At 62.8% G+C, this 18001-nt stretch carries 16 protein-coding genes; 3 read left to right on the forward strand and 13 right to left on the reverse strand.

Translation table 11 applies throughout. The features are described 5' to 3' along the window. Positions 1–52 precede the first annotated feature (52 nt). The gene (locus L0U82_RS33515) at positions 53–517 is read left to right on the forward strand and encodes an NUDIX hydrolase (protein WP_233837881.1); all 465 of its coding nucleotides are present in this window, start codon (positions 53–55) and stop codon (positions 515–517) included. 45 nt (positions 518–562) lie between these two features. On the opposite strand, the gene L0U82_RS33520 is transcribed toward L0U82_RS33515, so the two are convergent. Then, positions 563–934, reverse strand: a complete 372-nt coding sequence (locus L0U82_RS33520; RefSeq protein ID WP_233837883.1) for a hypothetical protein — start codon at positions 932–934, stop codon at positions 563–565. A 180-nt stretch (positions 935–1114) separates the two neighbouring features. Here L0U82_RS33520 and L0U82_RS33525 point away from each other — a divergent pair, with 180 nt between their 5' ends. Continuing rightward, on the forward strand, positions 1115–2590 hold the full coding sequence (locus L0U82_RS33525; protein WP_233837885.1) for an aminotransferase-like domain-containing protein: 1476 nt from the start codon (positions 1115–1117) through the stop codon (positions 2588–2590). Positions 2591–2613: 23 nt separating this feature from the next. On the opposite strand, the gene L0U82_RS33530 is transcribed toward L0U82_RS33525, so the two are convergent. The 8 genes from L0U82_RS33530 to L0U82_RS33565 all read right to left on the reverse strand — a co-directional run bounded on the left by L0U82_RS33530 (position 2614) and on the right by L0U82_RS33565 (position 12588). Further along, on the reverse strand, positions 2614–3609 hold the full coding sequence (locus L0U82_RS33530; protein ID WP_233837887.1) for a LacI family DNA-binding transcriptional regulator: 996 nt from the start codon (positions 3607–3609) through the stop codon (positions 2614–2616). Between the two features lie 207 nt (positions 3610–3816). Continuing rightward, positions 3817–4701, reverse strand: a complete 885-nt coding sequence (locus L0U82_RS33535; protein WP_233837889.1) for an SMP-30/gluconolactonase/LRE family protein — start codon at positions 4699–4701, stop codon at positions 3817–3819. After that, complete coding sequence (locus tag L0U82_RS33540) at positions 4698–5465, reverse strand: SDR family NAD(P)-dependent oxidoreductase (protein WP_233837891.1); 768 nt, start codon at positions 5463–5465, stop codon at positions 4698–4700. The genes L0U82_RS33535 and L0U82_RS33540 overlap by 4 nt, the downstream gene beginning before the upstream one ends. Before the next feature lie 101 nt (positions 5466–5566). After that, positions 5567–7975 carry a glycoside hydrolase family 3 N-terminal domain-containing protein gene (locus L0U82_RS33545; RefSeq protein ID WP_233837893.1) on the reverse strand — a complete coding sequence of 803 codons (2409 nt, stop codon included), beginning with the start codon at positions 7973–7975 and terminating at the stop codon, positions 5567–5569. 299 nt (positions 7976–8274) lie between these two features. Beyond that, positions 8275–9405: an ABC transporter ATP-binding protein gene (locus L0U82_RS33550; protein WP_233837895.1), complete on the reverse strand. Its 1131-nt coding sequence runs from the start codon at positions 9403–9405 to the stop codon at positions 8275–8277. A gap of 72 nt (positions 9406–9477) precedes the next feature. After that, a complete protein-coding gene (locus L0U82_RS33555) occupies positions 9478–10308 on the reverse strand; it encodes a carbohydrate ABC transporter permease (RefSeq protein WP_233837904.1) in 831 nt (276 codons plus the stop codon). Between the two features lie 3 nt (positions 10309–10311). Continuing rightward, on the reverse strand, positions 10312–11229 hold the full coding sequence (locus L0U82_RS33560; RefSeq protein WP_233837906.1) for a carbohydrate ABC transporter permease: 918 nt from the start codon (positions 11227–11229) through the stop codon (positions 10312–10314). A 60-nt stretch (positions 11230–11289) separates the two neighbouring features. Continuing rightward, positions 11290–12588 (reverse strand): extracellular solute-binding protein, encoded by a 1299-nt coding sequence (locus L0U82_RS33565; protein ID WP_233837907.1) that lies wholly within the window; start codon positions 12586–12588, stop codon positions 11290–11292. A 274-nt stretch (positions 12589–12862) separates the two neighbouring features. On the opposite strand from L0U82_RS33565, the gene L0U82_RS33570 reads away from it, so the two are divergent. Continuing rightward, complete coding sequence (locus L0U82_RS33570) at positions 12863–13912, forward strand: LacI family DNA-binding transcriptional regulator (protein WP_233837908.1); 1050 nt, start codon at positions 12863–12865, stop codon at positions 13910–13912. On the opposite strand, the gene L0U82_RS33575 is transcribed toward L0U82_RS33570, so the two are convergent. The 4 genes from L0U82_RS33575 to L0U82_RS33590 form a co-directional block, all read right to left on the reverse strand. Further along, positions 13891–14280: a type II toxin-antitoxin system VapC family toxin gene (locus tag L0U82_RS33575; protein ID WP_233837909.1), complete on the reverse strand. Its 390-nt coding sequence runs from the start codon at positions 14278–14280 to the stop codon at positions 13891–13893. The two genes, L0U82_RS33570 and L0U82_RS33575, sit on opposite strands and share 22 nt — an antisense overlap. Next, positions 14280–14510, reverse strand: a complete 231-nt coding sequence (locus tag L0U82_RS33580) for a type II toxin-antitoxin system Phd/YefM family antitoxin (protein WP_233837910.1) — start codon at positions 14508–14510, stop codon at positions 14280–14282. Before L0U82_RS33580 ends, L0U82_RS33575 begins: the two co-directional genes overlap by 1 nt. An 898-nt stretch (positions 14511–15408) precedes the next feature. After that, on the reverse strand, positions 15409–16539 hold the full coding sequence (locus L0U82_RS33585; protein ID WP_233837911.1) for an ABC transporter ATP-binding protein: 1131 nt from the start codon (positions 16537–16539) through the stop codon (positions 15409–15411). A gap of 100 nt (positions 16540–16639) precedes the next feature. Further along, positions 16640–17977, reverse strand: a complete 1338-nt coding sequence (locus tag L0U82_RS33590; RefSeq protein WP_233837913.1) for a GH1 family beta-glucosidase — start codon at positions 17975–17977, stop codon at positions 16640–16642. Positions 17978–18001 lie beyond the last annotated feature (24 nt).

Here is an 18001-nt window from a genome sequence, read left to right on the forward strand (position 1 = left end):
TGAACTCAACGTTGCACCTACAACTCGTAGGCCTCGTCCCCATGAGGTTGGAATGGATCCGGCGATTAACAAACCCGCGCTAAAAGATCGGCAACACGGCCCCGTCGCGGCAACCATCGGCGTGGTCCTCAGAAACGATCAAGTGTTGCTGGTCCGCCGCCGCAATCCGCCTGATGCCGGCTTGTGGGGTTTTCCAGGCGGCAAGATCAATCGCGGCGAATCGATCACGGCGGCAGCCACACGCGAAATTCACGAGGAAACCGCGATCACGACCGAAGCCGTGAAGATATTCACCGCGGTCGACGTGCTCGACGCCGACGAAGCGGGCAATTTGCGCCACCACTTCGTGCTGATCGCCGTGTTATGCCGCTGGATAGCTGGCGAACCGCTAGCGGGCGACGACGCGCTCGATGCTCGCTGGTGGGATCTGAACGCGCTCGACGAAGCTGGACTCGTCATGAGTTTCGGCGTGATCGACGTGTTACGCGAAGCTAACAAGTTGCTCAACTCGCGCTGATACCGATTCGATTTGCCGTCGTTCACCACCGCTATAAAACACCAGTCATTCGGGCATGGACAAGCCGTTGCTCCCAGCCCTCGCCGTATTGCGCCGTTTGAGCCGCAACACGTCCCGCGAAAGAAACCGCACGATAACTGCTACCCACGATTTCGCAGGTGACGGTGGCAACACCAGGCCGGTCACGGCAGTCACACCCGGAGCGTAAATCTCCACATAACCGCCACGAGGAAAAACGTGACAATCCCCTTCTTCCAGCAAACGCGATACAACCGGCACTGAATCGGCAAGCCAGTCCAACGAGCCATCCCGATAGCGAATTTTCAAACGCCCATCCAGCGCCACGATGGCGCTGCCCCGCTTCAGGCGCAGAATGTGGAGCTGTTTAGGATGGTACCGCCGCTGTTGCTGTTCCATTTGGGTCGTCTTCCGATACGTGGCATGCATTCAAGCGTACCCGTCAGGAGCGACCGTGCGACAGACTCAACGCCGCACATTCTGTTGCGCAACAGGCAGAGCGAATTGCCGATTGTTCCGGTCGAAATCCGCGCTGACTGTATCTGGCGACTGCGCACGCTTTCGAGCACGATCAACGAAATGCCGCTTTCCAACGACGACCCTCGCACCAATCTGCCGATGCCCGACGAGCCGCTTTATGAGCGCCTCGCCGAACACTATCGCCGCGTCATTCAAGCGGGAACGCTGGCGCCGGGCGACCGCATGCCGTCCGTGCGCGCATTCATGAAGCAGCATCGCGTCAGCCTGTCGACCGCGCTTCAGACGCTTCGGCGTCTGGAAGACGCCGGCTGGCTGCTGGCGAAACCACGCGCGGGTTACTTCGTGCGGCGGCCCGTCGTATCGAAGCTGGCGAGCGTTCAGGAACCCGCGGTCAACGCGTTGCCGCCCGGCGCGCAATTCGTGGGTTTGCACGAAACCATTTCGCGCGTGATCGAGCGTTCGCATGCGTTTCCCGACGCACTGAATCTCGGCGGCGCAACCGCCAACGCGCAGTTCTATCCCACGTCCCGCCTGCAAGCGCTGACGATGCGCCTGTTGCGACGGCGTCCCACGCTGCTGACCGAAGCGGGCGCACCTGGCGGCGCAATGGAATTCCGCCAGGCGATGGCAAAACGCGCGCTCTCCTATGACGTCGTGGTGTCGCCCGACGAACTGATCGTGACGTCGGGCGGGATCGACGCGGTAAATCTCGCGCTGCGTGCAGTGGCGCAACCTGGCGACACCATCGCCATCGAATCGCCCGCATTCTTCGGCTTGCTGCAGATTCTGGAGAGCCTCGGCCTGCGCGCGCTCGAAATCCCCACGAGTCCCACGACCGGCATTTCGCTCGAAGCACTCGACGTAGCGTTGAGCGCGTATGACACGGTCAAGGCATTGGTCGTCGTACCGCATCTGCAGAATCCGCTCGGCAGCGTGATGCCGAACGAACGCAAGGCAGACCTCGTCAAACTGTGCGCGCGGCACGGCATTGTCATTATCGAAGACGATCCTTATCGCGACCTCGTCGAACCGGCCGACGCAGCGCGGCCAATCAAGTCGTGGGATCGCGACGGCAACGTCATCTATTGCCCGACGCTCAGCAAGGTCTTCGCGCCCGGCATTCGCCTGGGCTGGATATCGGCGGGCCGCTGGCACCATCGCGTGAAGATGCTGAAATTCGCGCAAAGCCGGCTTAGCGACACACTCCCGCAACTCGTTGCAGCCGAATTCATCGACAGCGGTGAATTCGACCGGCACTTGCATCGTTTTCGGGAACGCTTGCGTGGCCAACGCGACGACATGTGCGATGCGATTGCGCGCTATTTCCCGCGAGACACGCGTTTAAGCCCACCCGACGGCGGCATGTTGCTGTGGGTTGGGCTGCCCGAAGGCGTGAGCTCGGAAAAGCTTTTCGAAGCGGCGCTCACGCAAGGCATACGCGTGGCTCCCGGCAGCATCTTTTCCAATTCGAATCTGTTCGACTCTTTTATTCGCGTGAGTTGCCCGAAGCCATTCGATCACGACATGGAAATGGCGATTCGCCGCCTCGGTCAACTCGTCGAAACGATTGCCTGAGCGACGCGACGCACATCAGCTCGTTACGCGCTTTCTCGCGGAATCACCGTGAAGTCGATCTTGACCGGCTTGCGGCGCTGCGTGTCGCCGTTTTCGCGATCGGCAAGCGCGGCAAGCAGCGTTTCGCCGGCCCGCTTACCGATACCGTAGGCATCCACCGACACCGTCGTAATCTTGGGCTGGCAGCACCACGACACCTCGAAGTTGCCGAAGCCGGCAACCGCGATGTCGTCCGGCACCGACAAGCCGCGCCGGTGACACTCCATGATCGCGCCGAACGCCGACATGTCGCTCACGCACATCACCGCGTCGGTATCGGGCCATGTGTCGAGCAATGCAGCGATCGCCGGCGCGCCATGACTCATCGTGATCGGCGAATCGCCGAGCCGGATCACGCGCGGTTCGCCTAGGCCCAGCGCCTTCATTTCCGCGAGGTAGCCGCGCATCCGGTCGTAGCCGCGCCGATCGCGCTCGCTCGCGCCGGCGATAAAACCGATCCGTCGATAACCGCGCTCATGCAGATGTCGGACCATCGCGCGCGCCGCCGCCGAGTTCGAAAAGCCGACCACCGTATCGATCGGATCGCTGGGCAGGTCCCACATCTCGACGACCGGAATGCCGGCGCGCTGCAATAGCGTGCGGGTCGCTTCGGTATGCCGGCTGCCGGTCAGCGCGACGCAGCGCGGTTGATGGCGCAGCATCGAGCGCACCAGCGCTTCCTCCTGCTCGAGACGGTAGTCGGTGTCGCCGAGCAGCAGTTGCAAACCGTGTGGGGTCAGCGCGGCGTTCAGTCCGCGTACCGTGTCGGAGAAGTTCGAGCTGGACAGCGACGGCACCAGCACCGCGACGAATTCCGAGCGGCCCGAGGACAGCGCGCCCGCCGCCGCGTCCGCGACATAGCCGAGTTCGTCGATCACCTTCTGGACCCGCTCGCGGGTCGCCTGCGATACGTTGCGTCCCGCCAGCACGCGCGACACGGTCATCTTCGAAACGCCCGCGCGTTCGGCAACGTCGGACATACGGGGTGGAACAGGCGGGGGCGGGACGGGCGGCCTGGACGTCATGGTGGGGATCGGTGCAAATGCGCGGAAGTCACGGAACGCACATGATAGCTGGCCGCACCTTGCGGGGCGACCATGTGGGGCGACCGCGGCGATATCCGCACGCGAGGTCCGCACATGCCGCGCGGTTTCGTGTTGCCGCGGCCTGTATCGTTAGCGCAAGAGTTAGCGCGCGAAGCCGACCGTGCAGCGTGCCTGCGGCTGCCCCGGCACCGGCGCGCGGAACATGAAGAGCCCGCCCGCCTGCGGCTGATGCTGCCGCTCGATCGCCGTCAGCCCCTTCCATGCGGTCGATACGTACACGGTTTGCAGATCGTCGCCGCCGAACGCGAGCTTCGTCACATTCGCGCACGGCAACGGCACCTGATCGACCAGTTCGCCTGCCGGCGAGTAACGCTCGATCCGCCAGCCGCCGAACAGCGCGACCCACAGGAAGCCTTCGGCGTCGACCGCCATGCCGTCAGGGTGACCGTCTCCTGAAATCGCGGCGAAGATGCGCTTGCCCGACAACGTGCCGTCGTCGGCGACATCGAATGCGTAGACGACCCGGCGCATCGTGTCGTTGTGATAGAGCGTGCGGCCATCCGGGCTCATCGCCGGGCCGTTCGTGATCACGTAATCGTCGTCCTGCGCGAGCGCCGCGCCGCTTTCGTTCACGCGATACAGCGTGCCGCTCGGTGCCTGCTCGGCATCATCCATCGAGCCGAACCAGAGGCGCCCGCGCGCATCGACGAAGCCATCGTTGAGCCGGTTGCCCGGCAGATGCGGCTCGACGTCGACGAGCTTGCTGAACTGCCCGCTCGTCGCGTCGAAGCGATACAGGCCGCCGGGCAGGCCGCAGACGAACAGTTTGTCGCCGAGCGGCACGATAAAGCCTGGCTGGTCCGGCGCCTGCCAGCTCTGTTGCTCGCCCGTCGCCACGCTCAACCGATGAATCCGCCGCCCCTTGATATCGACGAAATACACCGCGTTTTCCGCGGCCTGCCACAGCGGCCCTTCGGCAAGCTCGGCGCCCACCGGCCATACGCATTCGGGAACCGGCATGCTCATTCTCCGTACCACCCTGCGTCGACGAAGTAATCGCGGCCGGAGCAGCGCGACGCGTCATCGGACGCGAGGAACAGTGCCATACGCGCGACGTGCTCGGGCTCGATACGCAGTTGCAGACATTGACTCGCAACGACCTTCGCCTCGCTCTCGGGCGATTGCCACAGCTGCATTTGCCGCGGCGTTTTCACCGCACCGGGGATGATGCAGTTCACGCGAATCCCCACGTCGCCCAGGTCGCGCGCGAGACCGCGCGTCAGACCTTCGATGCCGGCCTTCGCGGTCATATAGATCGCAAGATTCGGCAACGCCAGATGCCACGACACCGAACCGAGATTCAGGATCACGCCGCGCCCTGCGCGGCGCATGCCGTTCGCGGCGGCCTGCGCGCAGAAGAACTGATGCCGCAGATTCACGGCCATGCGTTCGTCCCAATAGTTCGCGGTGAGTTCGCCGATTTCATGGCGATCGTCGTTGCCAGCGTTGTTCACCAGCACGTCGATCGGACCCGCCGCATCGACGATCGCCGCGAACGTGCTTTCAATCGCGTCGACACTGCGCAGATCGCAGCGTCGAAACAGCGGCGGATGCTTGGCTCCGCGCAGCGCCTCCTGCAACGCGAGCGAATCGTGCTCGGCCACATCGAGGAAAAACACCCGCGCGCCCTGCTGCGCGAAGGCTTCGACCATCGCGGCGCCGATCCCGCTGCCACCGCCGGTGACGACGACCGTTTTGTCCGACAGACTCGGATAGATTGCGTACGACATCAGATATTCCAGTTTTTACGAGTAGGACCACATATAGGGCAGCAAGCCGTGCGCATGCCCACGCACGCGCATTACCGCGCCCTTCCTGATCGTCCCGCCGCTCAGGGCAGGATCTCGACTTCGCTGAGCATACGCCAGTCGCGTTCCAGCGTTCTGGTTGCGTTGCCCACTACCGTGACCGTGCCGCCCAGATGGATATCGCGGCTCGAACTGCCGACCAGCACGTCGAAATCGCCCGGCTCGACGATGCGCTCGCCGCGTTCGTCGGTGAAGTTCAGCATGTCGACCGGCAGCTTCACGCGCACGCGCGCCGCTGCGCCCGCCGTCAGCGGCACCCGCGCAAACGCCTTCAACTCGCGCACCGGACGCGCCACCGACGCATGGCGGTCGCGTACATAGATCTGCACGACTTCGGTGCCGTCGCGCGCGCCGGTGTTATCGACCGTGAAGCTCAGCTCGATCGTGCCGTTTGCGAGCGGCACTTCGCTGTGCGCGAGCGCGAGACCGTCGTAACGGAATTGCGTATAGCCCAGACCGAAACCGAATGGATAGCGGCAACCGAAGTGGTATGCAACCGGCGTTCCCGCGCTCTTCAGCCGATGGTTGTACACGTACGGCACGGCACCGGCGCTCTTCGGCACCGACAGCGGCAGACGGCCGCTGAAATTGGCGCGGCCCACCAGCAGGTCGGCAAGTGCTTCGGCGCCGCGCTCGCCCGGCGCGAACGCGATGATCTGCGCGGCGATCCGGTCTTCGAGGCCGCCGAGGTTGTACGGCCGGCCACCGGTCATCACGACGACGGTCGGCGTGCCGCTGTCGACCACCGCGTTGAGCAAGGCCTGCTGCACGCCCGGCAGATCGAGGCTGTCGGTATCCGAGCCTTCGCCGACCGTACCGGACTGGAACAGCCCCGCCAGATCGCCGACGAACACGAGCGCCACGCCCGCTTGCCGCGCGGCGTTGACCGCGGCCGCGATGCTGTCGGTGTCCTTGCTGATCAGTGCGTCATCACGAATCGCGTCGCCGCTCAGATCGAGCGACACGTCGCCGGGAAATACCGGTGCGCCCGCGCGGCGTTCCTTGATGATGTCGCAGCCTTGCGCGTGAATCACGCGATCGTTGCCGAGCAACGCGCGCAGCGCCTTTAGCGGCGTCGCAATCGATGCGGTCGATTGCTCGCCGCTATTGATCAGATGCACCGGGAAGCTGTAGCCGGCGAGCAGCGCGAGCGGATCGTCGGCGGTCGGGCCGATCACCGCGATTTTCTCCGCGCCATTCGCATTCAACGGCAGCACCGCGCCTTCGTTACGCAGCAGCACCGCCGATTCGAGCGCGACCTGATACGCGGTGTCGCCCGCGGCCGCGCTTTTTACGTCGACGCGTTCGGGGTCGACATACGGATTCTCGAACAGGCCCAGTTGGAACTTCATACGCAGCACGCGCGATACGGCCGCATCGATCGTCTGTTCGGTGATCTCGTTGCGTTCGAGCGCTTCTTTCAAATGCACCGCGCACTCGTGCCCAGGCAGTTCGACGTCGAGCCCTGCGTTGAACGCGAGCGCCGCCGCCGATGCGCTGTCGCGCGCGACCGCATGGTGGCTGAACAGCAGATCCACGCCCGCGTAGTCGGCGACGACGAGACCGTCGAAGCCCCACTTCTCGCGCAGCGTTTCATGCAGCAGCTTGCGGTCGCCATGACAGGGCACGCCGTCGACATCGTGATACGCCGGCATCACCGAGCCCGCATTCGCGAGCTTGATTGCCATCTCGAACGGCAGCATGAACACGTCGTTCAGTTCGCGCGGACCGACATGCACGGGCGCGTGATTGCGGCCGCCCTCGCTCGCCGAATGACCGACGAAATGCTTGAGCGTCGCGAGCAGATCGCGCCGTTCGCCTTGCAGGCCCTTCACGTAATGACACGCGAGCACGCCGACCAGATACGGATCTTCGCCGAGCGTTTCCTCGGTGCGGCCCCAGCGCGGATCACGCGACACGTCGAGCACCGGCGCGAGCCCCTGATGACAGCCGATCGAACGCGCCTGCTCGCCGATGATCCTGCCCACTTCGCCGACAAGGCCCGGGTTCCAGGTCGCCGCATAGTTGAGCGGCGACGGAAACAGCGTTGCGTCCTTGATCATCAGCCCGACCAGGCATTCCTCGTGCGCCATCACCGGAATGCCCAGACGCGTGTCTTCGATCATCTTGCGCTGCAATTCATTAAGTGCGCGCACCCCTTCCTTCGGCTCGACCGTGTGCGTGCCGAGCGGACGCGTGATCTGACCGAGGCCATGCTGCAGGATCTCGTCGACCGTGATCTGGTTCGCGCTCTGTGCGAAATCGATGCTGCGCGCCTTGTGCTTGCCGTCGGCCGACAATTTCAGCCACGCGGCGTGAAGCTGCGCAATTTTTTCGTCCAGCGTCATACGCGCCAGCAGGTCGGCAACGCGCTCCTCCACCGGCGCCGCGGCATTGCGGTAAAGCGGAACTTCACTTTGGCGAAGCAACATCGAGAACTCCTTTTAATTATCCCTGGTGTACGAAGCGCGCAATGCGCCGACAAATTCGTTTTCTTCACAAGCGCTGCTTGGAGGCGCTTACGGGGACGTTTTATCGAATGCAATCCCCGCGCTGGTTCGATGCTGTTTTCGATGCTTTTTCGAAATCTGCAATTCGTTCAGGCGATCGAACGCCGACGCAACGCGTAATGCCGCGTGTCGTCCTGACCGGTCCTGACCCGGTCATAGCCCAGTACTAGCTCGTGATGTGATTCGTTACGCCGCGCGCGACGCGACGCAACCCGCTGAACTCAGTGCAAGCGAGGCACCGCGAAATCCTTGTCGTCGAATACGTGGCATGCGTTCGGCGCCAGCGTCAGCTCGATGCGCTCGTCGTGCATCACGCCACCGTCGCCGGCCAGCTTGGCGATCATCGTGCCGCCGTCGCGCGCGCCGCCGTCGATATGCACGTAGCTGTGCTCGCCCATCCGTTCGACCAGACGCACCGCGCAGCGGATCGTCTGCACGCCGGGCTGCGCGGACGGCAAACCGAGATGCTCCGGCCGCACGCCGAGCGTGATCGACGAGCCGACGTGCAGCTTGCGGCCATCGACCGCCGCGCGCACGCGCTCGCCGGTCGTCAGTTCGACTTCGATGCCTTTTTCGTCGACGCCCTTCACGCTGGCCGGCATGAAGTTCATCTTCGGCGAGCCGATAAAGCCCGCGACGAAACGGCTCTTCGGCCGGTGATACAGATCGAGCGGCGCGCCGATCTGCGCGATGCTGCCGTGCTTTTCCATGTCGGCGCCGGCATGCAGCAGCACGATCTTGTCGGCGAGCGCCATCGCTTCGATCTGGTCGTGCGTCACGTAGACCGCGCTCGCGCGGCGAAACTCGCGATGCAGGCGCGCGATCTCGATACGGGTCTGCACGCGCAGCGCGGCATCGAGATTCGACAACGGTTCGTCGAACAGGAACACGCCCGGTTCACGCACGATCGCGCGGCCGATCGCGACGCGCTGCCGCTGGCCGCCGGATAACGCGGCTGGGCGGCGTTCGAGGTAGCTGTCCAGTTGTAGCGCAGCAGCGGCACTGCGCACTTTCTTATCGATGGTGGCCTTGTCGACTTTCGCCTGACGCAGACCGAACGCCATGTTCTCGTACACGCTCATATGCGGATAGAGCGCGTAGTTCTGGAACACCATCGCGACCTGGCGCTTCGCGGGCTCGACCTGGTTCATCAGTTGACCATCGATGCGCAACTCGCCATCCGTAATCGATTCGAGTCCGGCGATCATGCGCAGCAACGTCGACTTGCCGCAGCCCGACGGCCCGAGAAAGACGCAGAATTCGTTCTGGCCGACTTCCAGGTTGGCGTCGCGAATCACCGCGTGGCCGCTCGTATACGACTTCTGGATGTTGGAGAGGGAAATGCTTGCCATATCGTTCTATGCGAAGTTCGGTGTGCGCGGGCCACTACAGCCCGCACGATTCGAGGTGGTTGGCGATGCCGGTCAGCCCTTCAGCGAGCCGGCCATCATCCCCTTGATCACGCGCTCCTGACCGAATGCGTAGGCAACGATCAGCGGCAACGACGTGAGCACGAGCACAGACAGCATCGACGGTATGTTCGACGCGTATTGCCCCATGAAATCCCAGATCGCGAGCGGCAACGTACGGTGTGCGGCTGTCGACGTGAGCATGTACGCGAAGATGAACTCGTTCCACAGGCCAATGCCGTTGAAGATCGCGACGGTAGCGAGGCCCGGTGCCGAAAGCGGGAAGAAAATACGCCAGAAGATTCGAAACGGACTGCAACCGTCGAGCTGCGCCGCTTCTTCGAGCTCGCGCGGAATCTGCCGCATGAACTCGGTCAGGATGAAGATCGACACTGGCAGACTAAGAGCCACATAGGGGCCGAGCAACGCGAACGCGGTGTCGTAAAGACCCAGGTTGCGCGTGAGCAGATAGATCGGCACGAGCGTCGCATGCAGCGGCACGATCATGCCGGCGACCACCAGACCGAACAGCAGCTTGTTCAGTGCGAAGCGCAGCCGCGCGAACACGTAGGCCGCCATCGCACTGATGATCACGATCAGCAGCACCGACACGCCCACCGTGAACACGCTGTTGCGCAGATACGTGAAGAACGGCCCCTGCAGCACCGCCGCGTAATTGCCCCAATACAGATGGCTCGGGGGCGCCCATACGGACGTCGTGAAGGTCTCTTCCTGGCTCTTGAAGCTCGACACGACCATGAAGAGAAACGGAATCGTCGTGACACCGAGCCAGATCAACGCCAGCATCGGAATGCCTACACGGGGAAAGCGTAGTTTCCTGTTCATGGTTCAGACCTCGGTTGCATAACGGCGGGTGAAGTACATCGATACCGCCGCCACCGCGATGACGATCAGGAACATCGCCGAGCCAATGGTGCTGCCGTACCCAAGCTGAAACGAACTGAACACCGTGCGATACATGTAGGTGGCCATCACTTCGGACGAGCCTTCAGGGCCACCACCGGTCATCACGAACACGAGATCGAAGTAACGCAGCGAGCCGAGCACGGACAACAGCACCGCCGTGCGCACCGTGCCTTGCAGATGCGGCAGCTTGATGCGCCAGAAGATGGTCCATTCGGAAGCGCCGTCGAGCAGCGCGGCCTCGTTGACCTCGGCCGGCATCGACGACAGGCCAGCGAGAAACAGAATCATGTAAAAAGGCGCGTTCTGCCAGATGATCACGGCGATGGTCGCACCCAGCGAAAAATGCGGGTCGCCCAACCAGTCCTTCGCGAGACCATCCAGACCCAACGCCTGCAGCGCGACGTTGAGCGGACCGAAATTCGGATCGTAGATCTGCTTGAACAGCACGCCGATCGCCACGCTCGACATCAGCAATGGCAGGAAATACAGCACCTTCAGCACGCGCGAGCCACGGCCGGCCTTTTCCAGCAGCACGGCGAGCGCAAGCGCGATCGGCAACTGGATGACGATCGACGCGACCGCGAGAATCACGTTGTTCCTGAGCGATTGCCAGAACACCGTGTCGTGCGCGAGTCGTCCCCAGTTCGCGAGCCCGATATAACGGGCCGTGTTACCGAGGCCATTCCAGTCGAGCAGCGACAGCCGCAAACTGGACACGAGCGGATAAAGGAGGAAGACGGCCAGTAGCAACAGCGACGGCGCAAGAAACACGACCGTGACGAGCGTTTGCGACGAGAAGCGCAACCGGCGTTCGGGTGTGGCGGAAAGTGCGATATTCACGAGCTTGTATGCCGGCCGGCACCTCGCGATGCCGGCCGGACTTTTCTTTAAGACGGGAAATTAGCCGCCATTCTTCGAAGCGGCCTGCATTTTCTGCGCGGCAGCCTCGGGCGTCAGCGACAGGCCAAACAGTTGCTGCGTCGTGTCCTTGTGCATTTCGCCGAGAGCCGGCGGCAGTGCCTGGTCGTACCACAACTGCACACTCGGCGCGTCGGCAAGCAACTTCTGCAGACGCTGCGTGAACGGATCGTCGATCTTCACGTTGTTGACCGGCGGCAGCTTGTGGTCATCCGATGCGCGAGCCTGCATCGCCTGGTCGTCGGTCAGTGCCTGAATCAGCTTGAACGCTGCCTCCGGCGTCTTGCACTCGGCCGAGATGCTCAGGAAGCCATCGCCGACCGTACCGATCAGGTCGCGCGGATCACCCTTGCCGCCCGGCACGCTCGGGAACGGGAAAAAGTCGAGATCCTTCGAGAACGCCGGATCTTCGTTCGCGATCGTCGAAGCTTCCCACGCGCCCATCAATTCCATCGCGGCCTTGCCCGAGTACAGCAGACGGCGCGACGCGCCCGAGTCGTAATCGAGGCCGTTGATACCGGGCGCGAATGCACCCGCCTTCACGAGTTCCTGGATGCGCTTGCCGGCTTCGACGAATGCCGGGTCTTCGAAGCCCTTACCCTTGCCCGCGAGCGCGTCCTTCACCACTTGCGGACCACCGATACGGTCAACGAGGTACATGTAGTACATCGAGCCCGTCCACTTGTTCTTGTTCGCGAGCGAGAATGCCGCGACATTGTGCGACTTCAGCACGTCGACGACGTGCATCAGTTCATCCCACGTCTTCGGCGGCGTGATGCCGTACTTCTTGAACACTTCCTTGTTGTAGAAGATCACCGCGGCTGCCGCGTTTTCAGCAGCAACGCCATAGGTCTTGCCGTCGAACGTCGTGACATCCCACGACGATTGCATGAAGCGGCCGCGATACGCCGGATTCTTGTTCAGGTACGGCGTGAGATCGACGATCTGGCCGGATTTGACGTACTCGTGCAGACCGCCGCCGCCCCAGTTCTCGAACACGCACGGCGGCTGGTTCGCGCCGAAAGCGACCTTCAGCTTCGTCTTGTAGGCCTCGTTCAACACGTGCGAATTCTCGACCTTGTAGCCCGGGTCCGCTTTTTCGAAGCGATCCGACGCGTCGCGAATGATCTTGCTCGACGACGCATTGGTCTGCTGGTCCCACACGGTGATCGTGCTGGGGGATTCCGCCGCGACGGCGTTCGAAACGACTGCGGACAACGAAAATAGCAGCGCCGTTGCGCCGATGATGGACCGCGCTTTCAGCAAAGCCGGGTACGCCATGTGTTTGTCTCCTCTTCTGGAATTTTTAAGATGCCGCCGGAGTGCGAACGTTAGCCTTAACGTTAGTGAATGTTAGGACGGTACAGGAATTGCCGCTATGCGGGATTTTACCTGGTCTACGGGCGTTAGCCGTTGCGTGGCGCATAAGTTTAAGCCGTTCGGGGCAGCCGCCAATTCGAAGGCTTCTGCTAGAATATCCGACACATAAACGGTATCGCTAACGTGATTAGCGAGTCGAACAACTATGACGACTTCTCGCAGACCTGCAGCTCCCATGGCAAGGCAAACCCCCACGCTCGAGCATGTCGCGAAGCTCGCGGGGGTCTCCCAGATGACCGCGTCGCGCGCGCTGAACGGCCGCCCCGGCGTGTCGCGCGAAACCCGCGACGAAGTACTGCGGATCGCGTCGGACATCGGTTACGTCGTCAACCGCACCGCGCAGAAACTCTCGGGCGGGCGCAACGGCATCATCGGCATCATCACCCCGACACTCGACACGCAATTCTCCAGCGAACTGATTCTCGGCGCGGGCCGCGCGGCACGCGGCGCGGGCATGGAGATGCTGGTCTACACGGTGTTCGATGAAGATCGCCATACCCATCACGATCTGCTCGGTCTGATTCAACAGTTCTCCGACGGAATCCTCGCGATCCTGCCGCGCGAATCGCTGTGTCTCGAAGCGCTCGCCACCGCCAAGGTGCCGGTCGTCGTCGTCGATCAGCGCGGTACGCTGACGGGCTTTCCATCGGTCTCGGTCGACAACTACGGCGGCGCGTGTCTGGCAGTCGAGCATCTGGCCGAACTCGGCCATCAGCGCATTGCGTTTCTCGCCGGCGACGAAACGATCGAAGGCGTACGCGACCGGCAACGCGGCTATCGCGACACGCTGGCCCGGCTCGGCCTGCCGCGCGAAGACTCGCTGATCGCCGCGGGCGACCTGTCGCAGATGATGGCGTTCGACGTCACGTTCGATCTGCTCAATCTCGCCGACCCGCCTACCGCGATTTTCACCGCCAATGACCAGAGCGCATTCGGCGTGATCGCCGCGATTCGCGAGGCGGGCCTGCGCGTGCCGGACGACATCTCGGTGATCGGCTTCGACGACATTCCGATGTCCGAGCAGTTTCATCCGGCACTCACCACGATCCGTCAGCCGTTTCAGCAGATGGCGCGCTCGGCGGTCAACACGCTGCTTGCGCAGATCGCCGGCATCGACGCCGCGTCACAGCGCATCACGCTGCCGGCCGAACTGGTCGTGCGCGACTCCACCGGGCCCGTGCGGGCCAGGCAGCGGCGCGTGCGTCACCAGATTGTTTCGACGTAAGTCGACGCGCGCACCTTCGCATCGGAGGTCACGAGCGCGCCGCCGTAAGTGCGCGCGGTCGCGACGATCAACCTTTGATGCGAGGTCAGCGCGGGCGGCAGGGTGGCCGCGCGCAACGCGATCTCGGTATCGACCGGAATCATCCGCACGCCGTCCAGCGACAGAAACGTCGACAGCCAGCTGCGCGCATCCATTGAAAGCCCGAGGCTGCCGACCTTCACGAACTCCGCGATTTCGAGCGCGCTGATCGCCGAGACGAGTATCTCGCCGCCGTCGAGTTCGCGATCGATCGCATCGTGCGCGGCCTGGCTCAGCGCTTTCTGCCTGCCGAGCCAGCACACGAGCGCTAGCGTATCGAGCGTGATCATCAGTCGTCCTGCTCGGCCGTGACCGGGCTCAGCGCGTGCTTGATGTTGAAATGGGTGATCGACGCACGCAGCAGTTCGAGCGGATTCTCCTGCTTGCTGCGATAAGGCCGGATTTCGATGGTAGGTTGGCCGCGGTCCGTCACCACGACGGTCTCGCCCAACGTCTCGACCTGACGGAACAGTTCGCAGGCCCGGGACTTGAAAATGGCTTTCGATACTCGCTTTTCCATGACACTCTCCACCCATCACAATTCAAACGGTTATTTTTTGCATCGGACCGGCGCCTGCGTTCGAATGCTTGCATGCGCCGGCCCGATATTCGTTATCGACCTTGCCTCTTTGCCTGCCCGCAGCTTCCCGCTTCAGCCTCACCCTTACCGCGACACGTTTCGCACCGGCAGCGCGCGTCGCACGAATGCTCGCTTGCGGCCGACGCGCTTTCATATAATCGATACGTTTCGTGGATGCTTCGGGGGTCGTACTGAGCGGATACGCTTCGCGCAACCCGGGTTGTAATCAGGCGATCCGGACGGCGCAGCGGCACGTTGTGGGAGTCGGTATTCGCTCTTGCTGTAGGTCTTCGAATTAAGAACGGACATACTGAACGTTACCCTTAACGTTAGTTGATGTTAATGGCGCGGATTTCCGGCCGCCATGCGGAGTTTACCCAGGCCGCTCGCTACTATCTGAACAGCCGGCCCACATTCTCTCAGGCCAAGCCCACCAAGACGAAAGCGTACAGAAAGGATTCGATAGCTCACAGCAAGAATGCACCGATACGGCTAACGTTAATTGCATGTGAAGCCGAACACGGCGCCTCGCTAAATTCCGTGCGGCACGCGCTTGCCAGAATCAATCCTCGTTGTTATCCGAAGGAAGCGGTCCACAGGAACGCTCCACATCGAAATGCACGATCCGCACATACAGCGGCTCGCGCGGTTGTTGCAGCCTGTGGCCATGTGCGTCGTGCGTGTCGGCGACGCGCTCCTGGTTGTCCGCTACAACGGCGTTTTTCTCACGCGCCGGCTGCCGCGTTGACCGTTTGCTCGCTGCGGATCTGAACTCGTCATTCGATACGTTTTTCGTCATCGCCTCTCCGCCGCTCACTCGATCGTCGCAAGCGTCACGTCAAGCGACCGCGCGCGCATCCTCGCCCACCTCGGGCCGCTCGAACGCGACCGCCGCGCCATCCGCATTGAACAGCGTGACCGACGACGACGCGACCTTGATGCCGACGCGCGCGCCCACCGCGTGCTGCGCATCCTTCCTGTCGAGCTTCAATGCAATCGCGTGCGTGATGCCGTCGAGGCGCGCATGCAGAATCGACACGTCGCCGAGATGCTCGATCAGTTCCACGCACGCGGCGAGCCCTTCCTCGAGCGAGCCGATGCTCAGGTGCTCCGCACGCACGCCAAGCGTCAGTTCACCGCTAATCGGACGATCGGTACGACCGGGCAGCACGATGCGCTGGCTTCCGCCGTTCAGCATTACGACGGTTTGCGTATCGCTTTGCGACACCAGCGTCGCGGCCAGCATGTTCATCTGCGGCGAGCCGATAAAGCCGCCGACGAAGCGATTGGCCGGAAGTTCATAGAGTTCGAGCGGCGCGCCGGTCTGCTCGATGTTGCCCTTGTTGAACACGACGATCTGCTCGCCGAGCGTCATCGCCTCGACCTGATCGTGCGTTACGTAAATCATCGTCGTGCCGAGTTCGCGATGCAGCTTCGCGAGTTCGATACGCATCTGCACGCGCAGCGCCGCATCGAGATTCGACAGCGGTTCATCGAACAGGAACACGCGCGGCTTGCGCACGATCGCGCGTCCGATCGCGACGCGCTGGCGCTGCCCACCGGACAGCGCCTTCGGCTTGCGTTCAAGCAGGTGCGTGATCTGCAGAATCTCGGCCGCGCGCCCCACCGCGTTACGCACTTCCTGCTTCGACTTGCCCGACAGCTTCAGCGAAAAGCCCATGTTTTCCGCGACCGTCATATGCGGGTACAGCGCGTAGCTTTGAAACACCATCGAGATGCCACGGTCCGCCGGTTGTAGATCGTTGACCCGCACGCCGTCGATCAGAATATCGCCGCCCGTCACCGATTCGAGCCCCGCGATCATGCGCAGCATCGTCGACTTGCCACAGCCGGACGGCCCGACGAACACGGTGAACTGACCGTCCGGGATATGAAGATCGATGCCCTGTATGACCTGAGGTCCTTCGCCATACGTCTTCGTGACGTTGCGCAATACGAGTTCGCCCATTTGATTGCTTCTCCTGAATCCTTTGCATGCGGTCCCCGCGTGACGCTATCCCACTGCCCCACTACTTGCGCGCCACGCGAGGTACGGTGCGCTGCCCGAGTTAGCGGGCAGCGGCGACGCCGGTGTGTTCCGCGATCACGTCGCGATACCACAGCGCGCTGTCCTTCAGCGTGCGCTGCTGGGTCGCGTAATCGACGTACACCATGCCGAAACGTTTGTCGTAGCCCGACGCCCACTCGAAGTTGTCCATCAGGCTCCACGCGAAATAGCCGGCCACATCGACGCCCTGTTGCGCCGCATCCGCCAACGCGGCCAGATGCAGGTCGTAGAAGCGCACGCGATCCGCGTCATGCACACGGCCGTTATCGAGCACGTCTTTCGCCGCACAACCGTTCTCGGTGATGTAAATCGGCGGCAGTTTGTATTCCGCGTTCAAACCGGTCAGCAATTCGGTCAGGCCTTGCGGATAGACTTCCCAGTCCATGTCGGTGAAGCCGAGCACGCCCGGCGGACGCTTGTCGCCCGATGCACTGGCGAAAATGCGCGTGTAGTAGTTGATGCCGAGAAAGTCCATCGGCGTGCGGATCACGTCAAAGTCGCCGCTGAGGACCACCTCTTGCGGACCGTTGTCGCCGTACCATTGCAGCGCCTCGGCCGGATATTCGCCCTTGAACAGCGGGTCCATGTACCAGCGCACGAACTTCGCGTATTCGAGCGACGCGGCGGCCTGATCTTCGGGCGAATCGGTCGCGCCATGCGCCGGCGACTGGTTCAGCACGATGCCGAGCGGCGCCTTCACGCCATCGGCACGCAGCGCCTGCAACGCCAGCCCGTGCGACAGCAGCAGATGGTGCGCGACGTGCGCCGCTTTCTTCAGATCGGCATTGCCTGGCGCGAAATAGCCGGTCGCATTGCCAAGCCATGCGGTACACCACGGCTCGTTATGCGTCGCGATCGATGCAACCCGATCGCCCAGCACGCTGCCGATCTTGCGCGCGTAGTCCGCGAATCGATACGCGGTGTCGCGGCTTTCCCAGCCGTTTTGCGTGTTCTGCAGCGACAACGGCAGATCCCAGTGATACAGCGTCGCGAACGGCTGGATCCCGCGCTTGAGCAGACCGTCGACCAGACGGTCGTAGAACGCGAGGCCCTTGTCGTTGAATGCGCCACGACCGGTCGGCTGCACGCGCGGCCACGCGATCGAAAAGCGGTAGGCCTTGACGCCGAGATCCGCCATCAGATCGAGATCCTGTTCGAGGCGGTGGTAGTGATCGCACGCGACGTCGCCGTTCTCGCCGTTCACGACCTTGCCCGGCACGTTGCAGAACGCGTCCCAGATCGAAGGTCCGCGGCCGTCTTCGTGCGCTGCGCCTTCGATCTGGTAGGAACTGGTGGCCACGCCCCAGACGAAGTCTTCATTGAATCGATACGTCGACATAGATGATGTTGTCCTGGTTGGTCG

The organism is Paraburkholderia sp. ZP32-5, assembly GCF_021390495.1.
In the GTDB taxonomy this organism is placed as follows: Bacteria; Pseudomonadota; Gammaproteobacteria; order Burkholderiales; family Burkholderiaceae; genus Paraburkholderia.

Bases quoted from the DNA above. Each gene is read 5' to 3' on its own strand.
- L0U82_RS33580 (WP_233837910.1), bottom strand. From the start codon at position 14,510: ATGGAAAAGCGAGTATCGAAAGCCATTTTCAAGTCCCGGGCCTGCGAA.
- L0U82_RS33520 (WP_233837883.1), bottom strand. From the start codon at position 934: ATGGAACAGCAACAGCGGCGGTACCATCCTAAACAGCTCCACATTCTG.
- L0U82_RS33535 (WP_233837889.1), bottom strand. From the start codon at position 4,701: ATGAGCATGCCGGTTCCCGAATGCGTATGGCCGGTGGGCGCCGAGCTT.
- L0U82_RS33540 (WP_233837891.1), bottom strand. From the start codon at position 5,465: ATGTCGTACGCAATCTATCCGAGTCTGTCGGACAAAACGGTCGTCGTC.
- L0U82_RS33515 (WP_233837881.1), top strand. From the start codon at position 53: ATGGATCCGGCGATTAACAAACCCGCGCTAAAAGATCGGCAACACGGC.
- L0U82_RS33525 (WP_233837885.1), top strand. From the start codon at position 1,115: ATGCCGCTTTCCAACGACGACCCTCGCACCAATCTGCCGATGCCCGAC.
- L0U82_RS33590 (WP_233837913.1), bottom strand. From the start codon at position 17,977: ATGTCGACGTATCGATTCAATGAAGACTTCGTCTGGGGCGTGGCCACC.
- L0U82_RS33565 (WP_233837907.1), bottom strand. From the start codon at position 12,588: ATGGCGTACCCGGCTTTGCTGAAAGCGCGGTCCATCATCGGCGCAACG.
- L0U82_RS33585 (WP_233837911.1), bottom strand. From the start codon at position 16,539: ATGGGCGAACTCGTATTGCGCAACGTCACGAAGACGTATGGCGAAGGA.
- L0U82_RS33575 (WP_233837909.1), bottom strand. From the start codon at position 14,280: ATGATCACGCTCGATACGCTAGCGCTCGTGTGCTGGCTCGGCAGGCAG.
- L0U82_RS33545 (WP_233837893.1), bottom strand. From the start codon at position 7,975: ATGTTGCTTCGCCAAAGTGAAGTTCCGCTTTACCGCAATGCCGCGGCG.
- L0U82_RS33550 (WP_233837895.1), bottom strand. From the start codon at position 9,405: ATGGCAAGCATTTCCCTCTCCAACATCCAGAAGTCGTATACGAGCGGC.
- L0U82_RS33555 (WP_233837904.1), bottom strand. From the start codon at position 10,308: ATGAACAGGAAACTACGCTTTCCCCGTGTAGGCATTCCGATGCTGGCG.
- L0U82_RS33530 (WP_233837887.1), bottom strand. From the start codon at position 3,609: ATGTCCGACGTTGCCGAACGCGCGGGCGTTTCGAAGATGACCGTGTCG.
- L0U82_RS33570 (WP_233837908.1), top strand. From the start codon at position 12,863: ATGGCAAGGCAAACCCCCACGCTCGAGCATGTCGCGAAGCTCGCGGGG.